At 40.9% G+C, this 14,602-nt stretch carries 12 protein-coding genes; 5 read left to right on the forward strand and 7 right to left on the reverse strand.

Going from position 1 to position 14,602, the window contains the following annotated elements:
* Position 1 precedes the first annotated feature (1 nt).
* Together TVG_RS05430 and htpX are read right to left on the reverse strand one after the other, a co-directional pair.
* Positions 2 to 1,624 carry a B12-binding domain-containing radical SAM protein gene (locus tag TVG_RS05430; protein ID WP_010917268.1) on the reverse strand — a complete coding sequence of 541 codons (1,623 nt, stop codon included), beginning with the start codon at positions 1,622 to 1,624 and terminating at the stop codon, positions 2 to 4.
* 160 nt (positions 1,625 to 1,784) lie between these two features.
* On the reverse strand, positions 1,785 to 2,702 hold the full coding sequence (gene htpX / locus TVG_RS05435; protein ID WP_010917269.1) for a zinc metalloprotease HtpX: 918 nt from the start codon (positions 2,700 to 2,702) through the stop codon (positions 1,785 to 1,787).
* 183 nt (positions 2,703 to 2,885) lie between these two features.
* Between htpX and TVG_RS05440 the strand changes: the two genes are divergently transcribed.
* Genes TVG_RS05440 through TVG_RS05455 form a run of 4 tightly spaced genes read left to right on the forward strand, consistent with a single transcriptional unit; the run spans position 2,886 to position 6,937 of the window.
* Entirely contained in the window at positions 2,886 to 4,124 is a 1,239-nt protein-coding gene (locus tag TVG_RS05440) for a type II/IV secretion system ATPase subunit (RefSeq protein WP_048054014.1), read from the forward strand.
* A gap of 10 nt (positions 4,125 to 4,134) precedes the next feature.
* Positions 4,135 to 4,974: a type II secretion system F family protein gene (locus TVG_RS05445; RefSeq protein WP_162009543.1), complete on the forward strand. Its 840-nt coding sequence runs from the start codon at positions 4,135 to 4,137 to the stop codon at positions 4,972 to 4,974.
* Positions 4,971 to 5,708 carry a type II secretion system F family protein gene (locus tag TVG_RS05450; RefSeq protein WP_010917272.1) on the forward strand — a complete coding sequence of 246 codons (738 nt, stop codon included), beginning with the start codon at positions 4,971 to 4,973 and terminating at the stop codon, positions 5,706 to 5,708. Before TVG_RS05445 ends, TVG_RS05450 begins: the two co-directional genes overlap by 4 nt.
* On the forward strand, positions 5,705 to 6,937 hold the full coding sequence (locus tag TVG_RS05455; protein WP_010917273.1) for a type II/IV secretion system ATPase subunit: 1,233 nt from the start codon (positions 5,705 to 5,707) through the stop codon (positions 6,935 to 6,937). The genes TVG_RS05450 and TVG_RS05455 overlap by 4 nt, the downstream gene beginning before the upstream one ends.
* On the opposite strand, the gene TVG_RS05460 is transcribed toward TVG_RS05455, so the two are convergent.
* The 4 genes from TVG_RS05460 to gdh form a co-directional block, all read right to left on the reverse strand.
* Positions 6,930 to 8,228 carry a cation:proton antiporter gene (locus TVG_RS05460; RefSeq protein ID WP_010917274.1) on the reverse strand — a complete coding sequence of 433 codons (1,299 nt, stop codon included), beginning with the start codon at positions 8,226 to 8,228 and terminating at the stop codon, positions 6,930 to 6,932. The two genes, TVG_RS05455 and TVG_RS05460, sit on opposite strands and share 8 nt — an antisense overlap.
* Positions 8,229 to 8,230: 2 nt before the next feature.
* Positions 8,231 to 8,959 (reverse strand): NAD+ synthase, encoded by a 729-nt coding sequence (locus tag TVG_RS05465; RefSeq protein WP_010917275.1) that lies wholly within the window; start codon positions 8,957 to 8,959, stop codon positions 8,231 to 8,233.
* Between the two features lie 205 nt (positions 8,960 to 9,164).
* Positions 9,165 to 10,010 (reverse strand): bifunctional methylenetetrahydrofolate dehydrogenase/methenyltetrahydrofolate cyclohydrolase FolD, encoded by an 846-nt coding sequence (gene folD / locus TVG_RS05470; RefSeq protein WP_010917276.1) that lies wholly within the window; start codon positions 10,008 to 10,010, stop codon positions 9,165 to 9,167.
* A complete protein-coding gene (gene gdh, locus TVG_RS05475; RefSeq protein WP_010917277.1) occupies positions 10,001 to 11,086 on the reverse strand; it encodes a glucose/galactose 1-dehydrogenase in 1,086 nt (361 codons plus the stop codon). Before gdh ends, folD begins: the two co-directional genes overlap by 10 nt.
* A gap of 105 nt (positions 11,087 to 11,191) precedes the next feature.
* Here gdh and pyk point away from each other — a divergent pair, with 105 nt between their 5' ends.
* Positions 11,192 to 12,817 carry a pyruvate kinase gene (pyk, locus tag TVG_RS05480; RefSeq protein ID WP_010917278.1) on the forward strand — a complete coding sequence of 542 codons (1,626 nt, stop codon included), beginning with the start codon at positions 11,192 to 11,194 and terminating at the stop codon, positions 12,815 to 12,817.
* Positions 12,818 to 12,832: 15 nt separating this feature from the next.
* On the opposite strand, the gene TVG_RS05485 is transcribed toward pyk, so the two are convergent.
* On the reverse strand, positions 12,833 to 14,314 hold the full coding sequence (locus TVG_RS05485) for a D-glyceraldehyde dehydrogenase (RefSeq protein ID WP_010917279.1): 1,482 nt from the start codon (positions 14,312 to 14,314) through the stop codon (positions 12,833 to 12,835).
* Positions 14,315 to 14,602 lie beyond the last annotated feature (288 nt).

Consider the following 14,602-nt stretch of genomic DNA (forward strand, 5'->3'; position numbering starts at 1 on the left):
CTCAGTAGGCGTTTCCTGTCGACACTGGAGACTTAGCCAATCTCCTGCTTTTAAGGCCTAGGGTAGCAAGGTAGTATAGTGTCTTCACCGTACCAGTAAAGGAGTCGAATTCCACTTTTCCATACTCCTCTGAGACTTTCCCTTTTGTCTCTGCAAGCTCCTTGAATACCTTTTCAACTCCAGAGAAGACTCTGTCGTTCATGCTTCTAACAACCCATTGTATGATAGGATTGCGCATCTCGCTAGTAAGGTACGGGAATAAGTCCTTTGTTACCTTTATTGAATGCTTCCAGGAGAGATAAAGTATGTCCCAGTACTTCGTTGGTATCGTATCTATCCACGGGAATTCGTTGCCCTTCAACCTGCTAGCAGTCATTGGTATGACTGGAAGCGGGAATATCCATGCCTTAAGATCAGCATCTATCATCCTCTGCACTAATTTAATGCTCTCCTCAATATCCTCATCCGTCTCATCAGGGTAACCTATAGTCATTGTGTAGCATGGATGTATATTGTTGTCGACCATTATGCCTGTGGCATCAATAATTACATCGCCCCAATCGTGCGGAGTCCAAGGAAATGGCTTTCCCCTCATATACTTCGAGATTATTCTCTCACTACCACTCTCAAGCCCTACTACTGGAGCTTCGGCCGTGTATTTGTCATATTCGGCAATCTCTGCAATTGCCTGAACAGTCTTAGGGCTGGATTTTGCACCAGGAGCAGATATGTGTGGGAAATATATGTGAGTAGCGCCGAGTTTCTTAACTGTAGTAAAAAGATTAACAAGAGCTTCGTGGTTGACCTGAAGTTTCTTAGAACCGTAAAGCATTATGTCGTCCGTAAGAAGCTCTATCCCCCTTATTCCATGATCTATGTTCAGTTTGACTTCCTTAATAATGTCATCCATAGGTATTGATCTGAAGGTTTCGGGAGTTATCGAACAAAATTGGCAGCCACGTGGGCATCCCCTTGTTATCTGAACTTCTCCAAAGCGTGACGGTTTTATTATTGTGGGGATTTCCTCAACCTTTGGCATTCTTCCATAAGTAACCTTAGGAACCTGTTCGCCATTCTCTATTTTTTTAACTAGATCTGGGAAATCTATCTCTGCTTCCCCATCCAGAACTGCGTCAACCCAATCCGGTATATCAAGTGCTATCTGCCATGCAGCTGGACCACCTATTATGACCTTGAAACCATACTTTAGCTTAAGTGATTTCACTTTTTCTCCGAGTTCTTTGAAAAACTTAGACGTCCATGAGTCTCCGCCTCCGAATATCATGGTAAGTTTCGTTGTAACTGGGCTAAGTGCATACGGATCGTGTACATTTATCCCCAAGACCTTTGTGTTTCTATCTATTGCCTTTTCTAAGTGTTCGGGTGGGGATACGACAACCGATATGCCATTTTTGGCGAGGATCGCTTCTACCTTCCTCAATCCATAGGGAGCAACAAAAGCTTCCCCTGTATCATAAGCCTTTATTGGAGGTGTAAAAAATTTATCCATGAAATACCGAGGAACAAGCCTAGAAGGGAGGCAAGCTACGTATCCAAGAGGAGATGATCCGTTATAGTCAGTAAAAGTTCCTCTGTCAGCCGTTAAAACTACTTCCCAGGACATAATTTAATAATACTTTATAATATTTAAATATTGCTTACTTTTTTAGCTACATTATAACTTAATTCAAATATGATAACAAGCTAAATGGCAATAGCTAAAAATGAATTTCCGTAGGACTAATAAATATTTCGCTAACCAACTTTAAACTACTTAACTATTATTAACTACTATCCTGGAGCTTATCAAGCAGCCTTATCCTTTTAGCAGGATGAGGATGATCAGAAAATAGATCCGAAAGTATTCCGACCCTCATAGTTCTCCATTTATCTATCAGCGTTTCAACGTCCTCACGATCCATATCGTAATTAGCGAATAAAAGCATTGAAGCCGCCGTGTTTTTTGCGCTCGATCCGTAACGTACTATCTTTGCCAGGGCAGTCTGCAAATTTCTAGCACCGTTTGGTATTGTTAATGCTGCGTTCGCATCTGCATAAGATTCACGCAATCTATTCACCGACAGTACCATTATGTTGAAGAGGAAACTGACGACCATCAAAACTAAGGCTAAGATAATTGCTGAGCCGCCGTTTCTCCTATCACCAGCGAATAGAGTTGTATAAGCAAAATAGAATATTAATGTAGGTATAAGACCTATGGCCATGATTACAGCCGAATCATGGTGTTTAAGATGCCCGATTTCGTGACCTATCACTGCCCGAAGTTCATCTTCATTCAATATGCCTAGAAGTGGCCGAGTTATTGCTATCCGCCTTCCAGCTATAGGAGATTCATAGGCAAAAGCATTGGGAAAAGACACTTCTGAAATGTAGAGCGTAGGTGGCCTGATGCCATTTAGCTTTGCGACTTCTTCAACAATAGCTATTATGTTTCCGTACCTGTTGGGATCAGCTTTTTTAGCCCTATAGACCATATCTACTATATATGGGCCGATAAACCACTGAAGTAAATCCATCATCAGTACTAATACAAAAACACCAAAGATTATACCAATACTGTATATGCCGAAAAGATAGTAGGCGACAGCGTAGATTATTAAGCTTGCAAGAGCCGCTATCCCTAACCCTACCAGCAAGGAGAGAAGCCGCAGCTTAATGTAAGCTAAATTATTTGAAGCCATAGGTACCACCTTGCTTCTATCCTTTTATACATATACTATTAATATTTCTGTCACCCAAATTCAAGATCAATATTTAAATCAAGAGGCATGCGAAAAATAACACAAACGCAACAAGATTAAAATGTCAATACAGAGTAAGTTATCGTGTTTAGCCATCACCAGACGTATCACACAATAAGTATTATGGTAGATTCCGATTCCCACGTGACCGTAGTTGAACCTAATTCTGACCAAAAACTAGATACGGCTGTAGCTACTGTACTTCATGAAATATCTAGTTTCCAGAGCTTTGCTGTAGAAAGGGACTTAGAAGATGTTATAGAGAGGATCTCCAAAGTATTTAGAATATCGGATATAGATGCCTTCAGGTATTACATTAATAAATCGATTTCCGGCCTTGGCAAGATATATCCACTCTTTAATTTAGAAGAGGTAAAGGAAATAGATGTTAATGGCTACGACGAACCTGTGATAGTCAAACTTTCCGACGACAATTATTATACAACCAACATAAAGCTTCTCGCAAATGAAGTGGATTCAATAGCAATAAGATTGGCCCAGCTAATGGGAAAAAAGATATCAACAAGCGATCCGCTGGCAAGGGGGACACTTAATAACCGCGAGGTTTCTATAACTTTCGGCACTGAAATATCGCCTAAAGGCTCCTCTATACGAATAGCAAGAAATGATTCCGGCTACGATTTGAAAAAATTCGTAGAATCAAATGGTTTTTCGCTGGAATCTATATCGTACCTAAAAATTGCTATTGAGAATTCAAAATCCATTGTAATAATAGGGCCTCATACAGAGTTAAAATACTCTGCCCTCCTCTTCTTGATGGACTTGGTAGATAAAGAAAAAAAGATTACTTACATAGGAGAGAAAATACCATCCAGATCGCCAGGAAACTACATATTTATGAAGACGAAAGAAAAATCCATATTTAGCAGCCAAATAGATCGAGTATCGCTTATAAATACGGCAATGAGGCAACGACCTGATTATATAGTTATAGATACAATCGAAGTTGTCGATTTGCCATCCGTTATACAGGCCATAACTACAGGACATCCCACATTTACTAGTATTGATATTGATTCGGTCTCTGCACTAGTTTCCGCATTCTCTGATTCAGCTCTAGATCTTGGGAGAGACATGGTATCTGTGATAGATATAGTCATAGAAATATCCGAGTCTTCAGACCGTATCAGCAGCATCTATGAATTCGATAGGTTTGAGCACAATGATGTGCTTTATGACCTCGTGTTCAGCATTGACAAAACTACAGAAAAGCTTCGATACAATGGATTTAGCCCAATGTTCCGGAGCATGTCAAATGCCATGGGCAAAGATGATTTCCATAGATATTTGGAGAACGTCCGCAAAATAACCTCAGAGCTTATAGAAAACGGGCTTTCGTGAGGTGTTGAAATTGCCAAGGAAGATATTCTTGTTCCTGCAGAGCCAAGTTGCCAGATACGTTCCAAGGAAGACCATTGATAAGCTGCAGGATCAACTCATAAAATCTCAAATTGAATTAAATGCTGTAAGTTACCTCACGCTCTCGATAATCGTTACCTTTATCTTCTTCATCTTGTTTGCAGCAACATCTATATTTACATACTATTTTGATAGGCGGTACTTTTTCCTAGTGTCTGCAGTGTTTTTCCTGCTTGCAGCCCTAGTCCTGTACTACTCATCCTCTTACCCGGAGATTAGGCAGAAGTGGATCGCTAGGCAGGTCAGCTTGAGAATTACGGATTTTCTTGCGATAACCTACTCCCTTTCGCTTTCAGGAATACCAGTAGATAGAATACTCAGGGATATTTCGAATATGGATAGCCTGGGGGAAATAGCGAAGGAATCTAAGAGGATAGTTGTGATGATGGATCGCCTAGGATACGACTTTTTAACGGCTTTAGAAAAAGCTGAAAAGATTACAGCTTCAGATGATCTTTCAAGGATATGGGCAGGTCTTCGCCTATCCATACTCCTAGATACTGATATAGTTGCGTACTTCAGGGATCGGATAGACTATTATAGCAGAGTACAGGAGAACAAATCCAAGCTGTCTTTAGATTCACTTGGCTTAGCATCAGAGAGCTTTGTTGCCCTAGTAATTGCCTTTCCCCTTCTCATCTTTATGACAGGTTCCATAATATCCATAAAGAACCTTAGCACGATTTTCTTTGTAATATCCCTGATCATAGTTTTAGGTGCTTCGGCTGTGATGTTCTATTTTACATCCAAAATAACGGGTGATCTTTCATGAAGCCAATATACGGGGCTGTACCTGCACTCCTTGCGGTTGTGCTTTATCTGATTTACAGAAACCCAGCTGTAATCCTAGCTCTAATCGCATCGGGTATTGCAATAGCATTCGGATCTGAATACATCGATTTACGCAGAAACGAAGAAAAGAGAAACATGATGGTTCCATCATTTCTCAGGGATCTGTCCAGTTTTTCTTCATATGGTATGTCCATGTATAATATACTTCACTTGATATTATCCGAGGACCTAGGCCCTCTCAACGAGGACGTGAGAAACGCCCGTGCGATATTGGATAATGGGAATACAATAGAGGAAGTTTCAGCCTATCTAAGAAGCAGAAACTCGCGGGACTTAGACATAGTAGCAGAGGTGATGAAGAATGCAGATAGGGCTGGTAGGCCTGGCACTACCCTACAGTTTCTCTCAACTTACATGAACGAAAGGATGAGCCAAAGGAAGAATGCCACCCAGACCGCAGAAAACTACGTAGGATTGATAATAGCTTCCTTTATGATATTCCTTCTTGTGATGATAGTTGTGGATTATTATTTTATCCAGAGATCCGGCTTTCTGCTTATAGATTACATATCCGCTATTCTTATCATACAGTCCATTTTTACTGGATTCTATACTGGCCTAGTTAGATACTCTTCAATCAGATCAGGGCTCTTCTATTCAGGCATGCTTGTTACCATAACGGTTACTCTGTTGACGGTGGCGAGGTTGATATGAGGGTATACACTGTAGACAACAAGTTCAATGAAGAAACCGTAAAGTTGGGCTTACTTTATTTGTCACAAGCCCACGAGGTATCCATGGAAAACTTCGTAAAACAATATGCCCTAGATCAAAGAATGGCCAGTTCCGTTTCAGAATTCGCCGAAGCCTACCGGATAGGCATGGGTAAGGTCGAACCGATCATAAACGACCCTATGGTAGAGGATATAACCATAACAAGTGAAAACTACGTTTACATTTACCATTCAAAGCTTGGCCCAATGAGGACAGACGTATTTTTCACTGAGGACGAAACTAGGAAGTTTGCACAGCACATTGCACAGAGGTCAGGAAAAACAGTTTCTGTCTATAATCCTGTTGTCGACGTATCATATAAGAATTACAGGATAAACATAGTTTACGAAGACGTTGGAAAGCCGTCTATATCTATCAGGAAGCTAAGGGCTGCAGCCTTCACACCCTTCGATCTTATACAAAGCGGTGCGGCCACTCCTAAAGTTATGGCCTACCTCTGGCTGGCAATAGAACACAGATCCAACATTATAATAACTGGATCAACTTCTTCCGGTAAGACCACGCTTCTCAATGCCATTCTGTCATTCGTACCGAGGGCATCTAGGATCGTAAGTATAGAGGATGCCCGAGAACTAAATATAATGAACGAGAACGTTGTCAGCCTTCAGTCAAAGATAAGTTTAACACAATCTGGTGGAATTTCAGTGAACGATCTTATAGAATTCTCAAAATATGACGGCGCAGACTATTTGGTCCTCGGCGAGGCCAGGGGAGATGTCATAAGGTCTTATTTTAGGTACATCACTTCAGGCAGAAATGCGATCACAACTATACATGGGGGGTCATCGTCTGCCTTGATTAGGAGGCTTAAATCATTGCCGCTTTATCTTCCTATCTCGAACATACTGGCTATAGACGCAATAGTGGAAGTCAAAAACTCTGGCCGGAGATACATAAATAAAATATCTGAACCTTTTTACGAAGGATCTCTTTCATTGAACAACGTTTTTGACTATTCTTCAGGCCACTATGAAGAATCAGGGGTTAGCTATCTACTGGAGAATATTGCCTCAAAAACCGGTATGGACAGAGAATACATTATTAAGGATTTAGACAGGAAGGCAAAAATCCTTGAAAATATGCAAAAACCTGCAGACTACATGGATTTCGTTAGAAAGGTAAGGGACGAAGCCAACAAAATTACTTAGAGTTCCCATTGCCTTGATCCGGTATAAATATATTCTTCATTATAGGTGTATAAATCGTTTGAAATACGATCGAAAATAAGACTATAAATAAAGCTGATACGCCTATAACCGGCCCCCATGTGATGAGTATAGGTATGTTGTAAGATAATCCTACAACATATGGAAGTGTGGATAGAACGACCGGTACTACTCCTCTAGGCCCAACTAAGGATATAAAAGCAACAATTTTATAGTAGCCTTTCATCTTTATTTTTCCAAGATCGGCTATCAAGATGCTGGGAAAGACAGCAGCTGGCCTTACAACAAATATAAGTATTGTGGTTAGCATTATCCCTAGCAATATATACTGTTCTATTTCGTTTATGGTAAAAGACGAACCTATCAACAAAAATATTATAGAAGTACTTAAGTATGATAAATTTTCCTGGAAGTTTTTCTCCCTCTGCCAGAATATTCCCTTGTCTGAAAAATTCCCCACTATTGCCCCCGTCGCAATTATTGCTGGGAATGGGGTTATAGATATGCCTTCAAATATAGTAAATTCAAATATAACCACACCAAGTAGTATTGCAGTCAGGTAATTTTCAAAGTTTATTTCTTTGTTGAGGTAAATTATTGCAAATCCTATAGCTACACCGACAACAGAGGGCACAGCTACCTGTATTAGGAAATATGCAACAATCCCAGGATAGAAAGATATGCTATTCGCTATGCTTGAGAATAGAGAGACGTATACGGAGTGCGGTGCTAGTATAGCAATTCCCACCGATACCAGTATTATACCTACAGGATCGTTGAAGAGACTTTCACCAATCAGTACTTCAGATATATCTTCGCTGATCTTCATCCTCCTAAACAGCGGAATAAGTGTAACTGGATCCGTAGGCGATATTATAGCTCCAAACAAAAACCCTATAATAAGCGGAGCTCCAGTAAAGAGGGAAAATAAACCGGCTGCTACAAGAGCGGTTATTATCACACCTATGGTGTCGAGAGATGCAATTCTATAGAACGAAGATTTGAGAACCTTTATGTTCATGTTGTGGCTCTCGCTGTAGAGTATTATTACAAGGCCTATCATTCCTATGCCTACGCCGGCGAATGAGGAAAACAGGTACACAGAAAATGCAGGCGAGATTAATCTTAAAAATGGCCCAACTATGAGTCCTATAAATATGAGAATTGGTATTTCAACAACCGACATTTTCCTGGCTATAGGTATGGCTACAGCACTGAGCACAAGCAATAAGCTCACATCAAGATACTCACCAAAGGGAAATATTCCAGCCATTTTTAATCAGGACTAAGGCTGTACGGCAACCTCCTCTTATGGTCTGACTTGGAGTGCAAATCCAATATTTTTTTGAAGTCTGGGTCTTCGCGGAGTTCTCCCTTGTCAAAGATCGATGACAAAATATCATCGATCTTAGAATATGGCATACCTATTTCGTCCTCGTCGGTTTGGCCCTGCCATAGGCCTGCAGTAGGCTTCTTTTTTATAATAGATTCCGGAACCCCAAGCAACCTCGCTATCTCATAAATATCTCTCTTATACAGATGCTCTATCGGTTCTACATCGCAGCCACCATCTCCATACTTCGTGTAATAACCAAGCAACAGCTCGGTCCGGTTAGTTGTCCCTACGACGATTCCATTGTATATATTTGCAAAATAGTATAGGACAATCATTCTTATCCTTGACTTAATGTTACCTATCGCTCCCTTGTCCACGGCGGATAGTGTTTTTGAAAAAGTATCCACTATATTCTGAATATTTACGGTTGAATATTTTACGCCGAATGTGGATGCAAGTACATCCACATCATCATAATCTGATTTAGGCGTAGTGGCATCAGGCATAAACACTGCTTTTATGTTCTCATGTAAAAAAAACTTGGATAGAATGCCTAGAGTAACTGAACTATCTATCCCTCCGCTGATGCCTATCACTGCCTTCCGATCGGCAATGATTTTCCGCAAAAATTCCCCTATTCTTTCGATTTCCTTCTGGTAATCAGGCATATGTACTTACATATTGCAAATTAATTATAAAACTTCGTGAGCTTAGGGACAAATTTCATTCGTTGGGAAATTCGATGATGCCGAAAAACAATAAATGGTTAATCATAAGTAAATTAAGATATTAAAATTTATAAATGTCAAGGGACCGCGTTGATCAATAAGAACCGAGTAATCCTTTTTACTTATTGCCTCTTCTTTCAAAATATCAACGCCCAATATTAGTATTAGACTGATACTCGGCTGCCTTTACCAGGTTAGAGAGTATATTTGTCGCAGTTATTGGGCCGACACCGCCTGGTACTGGCGTCACTGCCTCTACTTTTTCTGAAACCTTATCAAAATCAATGTCCCCTATAACCTTATCTTGGACATAGTTAATACCGACATCTATAACTACTGAACTCTCTGTTACGTACGTGTCATCAAGGAAACCTGGTCTTCCTACTGCAACTACTATAATTTTGGAGGCTTTCGCTATAGACCTAATATCAGGCGTCTTACTGTGGCATATCGATACGGTATAATCTCTGTTCAACATCATCATGCTCAATGGTCTTCCCACGACTGGTGATCTGTTTATTATGGTGGCAGTAGTCTTTTCATATCCGTAGTATTTAAGTATATCAACTACGGCCATAGCCGTAGCGGGGACAAGAAATTCTCTGTTAATCGCAATAGATCCTTGATTGTACGGTGAGAGTGCATCAACATCTTTATAGTATGGAATTGATTTTACAATGTCGTAGTAGTCTATGGTCTTCGGAAGTGGGTTCTCAACCATTATTCCATTTACGTCTTTATCAGCCGAAAGCTCTTCTATTCTCCTTACTAATTCCTGCTTAGTAAGATCCTCGTACTTTTCGAGGACGACATCCGCCCCTATCTTTTTCCCTCTCTTTATCTTTGCACGTGCGTATATTGTAGCTGCGCTGTAATTCCCGACCTGAAGTAGGACAAGCCTTGGTGAAACACCCATTTTTTCGATTCTTTCTTTTAATTCTTCTGCCTTTTTTTCCGCTATCTCCTCTCCCTTAAGGAGCTTTACGGCCATTTTATCACCGTCTTTATTTCACCTTTTGGCTTTTGGAAGAATATATTTGTCTCCTCAGGCTTGGCCTCGTACGTTATGATATCTTTAATCGTCTGCGGATGCCTATGATACCAGTTGCTGAGAGAATCAAGTGCTTGTACATAATGTATCTTCGCGGCGTCCACTGATCCAGCTATCGTTATATTCCTCTCCACGATATAATCAATGTCCTCGCCATTTACAGGATATCCCGGGGCTTTTCCGTTTGTTCCAAACAGTATCACTACACCGTTATTGTTTACCTTCTTTACAAATTTGAATATAGTCGAAGGATCGCCGCTCGTATCTACCAGTAGATCGATCTTATCCGGCATATCCTTAAGATAGTTGGAAAAACCTACACCAAAGTCGTCCATCATCTTCATTTTGTTTTCAGTCTCGTCATGTCTATTTACCATCGTAACATCGAATCCCCTATCCTTCCCAACAAACGAATAAAGAAAAGCCTCGCTGCCAGATCCTATTACCACCATTTTCTTTCCTATAAAGGTAGAATCATCGTTCTGGAATATTGATCTCTTAGAGACCACATCGAAAACTTCGAACGCTTTCATAACGTTTTTAAGGGGCTCAGTAAGTACGGCTATCTTTCCAAGATCAGGATCATTAACCTTCACGAGATTCTGAATATCATCGTATATAACGTCCCTCATAAATCCGTGCAGTCCAGTTATTCCGGCTTCGTGCTTATCAGGATCTCCTATGGAGCAATTATCCTGCCTTCCTATCCTGCAGTTGACGCACTTGCCCGGCCTCCTGACGAGAGGTACTACGAAATCACCTCTCTTTATATAGTTATTGTCTGATACATCTAGAACTTGTAATAGGGCTTCATGACCAAGGACCAGAAAATTTTCACCTTCCGGATTATATGTAAAAGAAAGAGCTCCAGCCACTTCCCCCCTGTCAGTGCCACATATACCTATATATACAGGTTTGAGTTTGGCTTCATATTTTTCGGGTTCTGGCATATCGATTTTCGTATATTTAACCCCACCTTTCGGTGCATCAGTTACTATGGCGTTTATAGTGGACATATAGCAGATAACGTCAATTGATATTAATTAGTTTTGAAACTATGTTCGATCCCGTCATAGAATTTTCAATGAACATTAATATGTCTCCTATATCTAACGTAAATTATGAAGACCAAGATCGTAGCAACGGTAGGACCTGCAAGTGAAGATCCGTCGATACTTAAGCAAATGGTAAAAAATGGATTATCCTTAATCAGAATCAACTCCGCACACGCTGAAATTTCCTATGTAGCAAAAATAGTAAAAGAGATGCGCGATATAAATCCAGATGTAGGTGTAATGGTCGATCTCAAGGGCCCAGAGCTTAGGACTGGAACCTTTCCTGGCGGTTCACTGCGCATATCTAAAGGAAATAAATACACCATAGGAAAAGAAATCACGCTGAATAATGAAAAAGCCATTGGAAATATTCAGACTGGCGACAAAGTCCTGATGAGCGATGGTGAGGTGGAATTTACCGTTGATAGCACTTCGCCTATAGTGCTAATAGCAGAAAATGATGGTGTTCTACGAGACAGGAGCAGAGTGAATGTCCCTGGGAGATACGTTGAAATTGGGTCCATAACCGAAAGAGATAAGAGTTTCGTAATTGAGGGTATAAAACAAGGCGTAGACTTCTTTGCCTTATCTTTCGTACAAAATGCTGAAAATGTGAACAGCCTTAGGGATTTCATAATAGAGAATGGCGGTAACCAGTACATAATAGCGAAAATTGAGACAAAGAGCGGCCTTGATAACATTGAGAGCATAGTTCAGGCATCAGACGGAATAATGGTAGCGAGAGGCGATCTCGGAGTCGAACTCCCCCTGAAAGAAGTTGTTATGGCGCAGAAGAAGATAATAAAGATCTCTCATGAGGATGGGGATTTCACAATAGTCGCTACACAGGTACTGGAGTCTATGGTTAACAATGCATTTCCAACAAGGGCGGAGATATCAGATATAACCAATGCTATAATAGACAATGCCGATGCCCTCATGCTGTCTGAAGAGAGTGCGATAGGCAAATACCCAGCACTTGCTGTACAGACACTGCGTGACGTATCCGATTATGTGGAAAATCTCGTTGATTTTCAATCGTCTTACACCTTTAAAGGCAACAAAATAGCTTATTCAGTCGCGAAGGCAGCAAAAGTGCTTTCCGATGATATAAACAGCAATGGAATTGTTGCACTGACACACACCGGATCGACTGTAAAAATGATCTCTTCGCTTAGGCCAAAGGCGCTGGTCTATGCTGGGACTGTTGATGACTCGCTGTCTAGGAAGCTTAATATTTACTTCGGAGTTGTTCCTCTGCATCTAAAAAGAGATTCAGAATCTCTCAGTTTTGCCGATCTGACAGAATACATCTTAAAATCTGCATTTTTCAAGAGTGGGGATAAGATCGTAGTAACAAGCGGCGATCCGTATTTTACCTTTGGCGGCACGAATGACGTCCGTGTTATGGCTATAGGTGAATTCCTGGGCCGTGGATATCCTCAAGGCAAAGATGCCTTCGGAACAGCAACATACGGGAAAAATGGAAATATTCTAATTTCAAATAGCAAGGATGTACCTGACGGGAACTTCGACGCGTATATATTTACGGCTGATGTAAAGCCATCAGAAGTTAAAAAGATCAACGGTAAAACTGCGGTTTTTAAAACGAGGCTTGCAAGGACCATCAACGAAGGTGAGAGGATCTATATAGATGGAAATACAGGTATAATATTAAAATATGAAAAATAATATTTTTATAGAATCTTACTGAAATAGATCATCTCTTACAGTATTTATTTGCAACGGCTTTCCTGAGTAGTCTACGTATATGTTCTTTATTTTAAGGTACTCAAGTATGCCGTATCTGCTTCCTTCCCCTGCTTGACCAGTAAGCCTGAAACCTGTGTGGTATCCTTGCGATGCCTCTGGGCCTGGCATGTTTATGTAGAGTTCGCCAAACCTTATGCGTTCTGCGGCTTCGAATATAAGGTTCGGATCTTTAGTAAACAAGTACGATGCAAGCCCGTACTTGGAATCATTGGCAAGGCTGTACATTTCCTCTACGTCAGACACCTTTCTTGCGCCTATTACTGGTGCAAATATCTCCTCCTGGAATATCTTTGATTTCTGATCGACATTGTCAATTATCGTAGGCAGGAAGAAGTATCCATTCTTGTATGGACCAGAAAGATCGGGTTTGGATCCGCCATATAGTATGCGTGCACCGCTTTCTTTAGCCTCTTCAACGACCTCTTCTGTTCCCTTCAATGCAGTAGTATTTATCAACGGGCCCATGTCTGCCCTTGACGGGTCGCCGACTACAATCTTCTTGCTCAGTTCCACGAACTTGTTAATGAACGTGTCGTATATATCCTCGTGTACGTAGAGCCTTTCCGCCGCTATGCAGGACTGGCCGGCGTTCCAGTACTTTGCCCAGAGCAGGGTTTTAAGCGCATTGTTTATGTCGGCGTCCTTCCAAACCATAAAGGGGGCCTTTCCTCCCAATTCGAGCATAAGTTTTGCCATGTTAGCAGAAGCTTTCTGCATTATCCTTTGGCCGGTGCTGGTAGAGCCAGTCATGGTGATTAATGCAACTTTCTTATGCTCTACTATATAATCACCGATAACCGAACCCCTGCCTGTTATATAATTGAGAGCGCCCTTTGGAACGCCAGCCTGGATAAACTTTTTCACTATCCATTCAGCGCTTCCTGGTGTATCACTGCTTGGCTTCAATATGACCGTATTGCCTGTGAGGAGTGCCGGAGCAAGCTTCCTCGCAACCATACCTGCTGGGAAATTCCACGGAGTAAGGGCAACTACAGTACCGTACGGGACTTTATATTGGAATATCTTGCGGTGGTTAGTAGTCCCTTCAACGACCTCTCCGTTCAGCTTTCTGGCCCATTCCGCATAGTATTGCATTTGATCGAGCACACCATCGACTTCTTCAGCGGCTTCTTTAACAGGTTTTCCATTCTCTTGTATTATTATATTTTCAAGTTCCTTCCGGTTTTCCTCTATGAGCTCCTTCGCTTTGTATATGATTTTTGAACGCTCGACTGACCCAAGATCCATCCACTTTTGGAAGGCGTCCTCGGCTGCATCAAATGCTCTATCAACATCATCCCTTGATGCTGCTGCAAATTTCCCAATGACTTCGCCAGTAACCGGGTTGTATTTCGTTAAAGTATCACCATTGGACGAATCAACCCATTGTCCATCTATGTACAGTTTTCCATCCATGTTTAGGCTATTGCAATAAACTAATTTAAGATTTTTCTAATAACATATATATTAAATATATTGTAATAAAATAAAAGCAGCAATCTTTATACTCAATATCGAAACTGCGTTTGAATTTCCCTAATTCTAGTTGCGGTTTATAGTTCTTGTAATAGGCTAGTTTCTTAAAGAGAGCCTATGTTTCAATTATTTAAAGAAACATAGGCCAGCACCAGGGACAATGAACATTCAGGGTTTCATTCTGCTTAATCTTTTCGAATGCTTGTGGCTGAAAGTAAATAGAAAATC

The sequence above is a fragment of the Thermoplasma volcanium GSS1 genome, assembly GCF_000011185.1.
Classification (GTDB): domain Archaea; phylum Thermoplasmatota; class Thermoplasmata; order Thermoplasmatales; family Thermoplasmataceae; genus Thermoplasma; species Thermoplasma volcanium.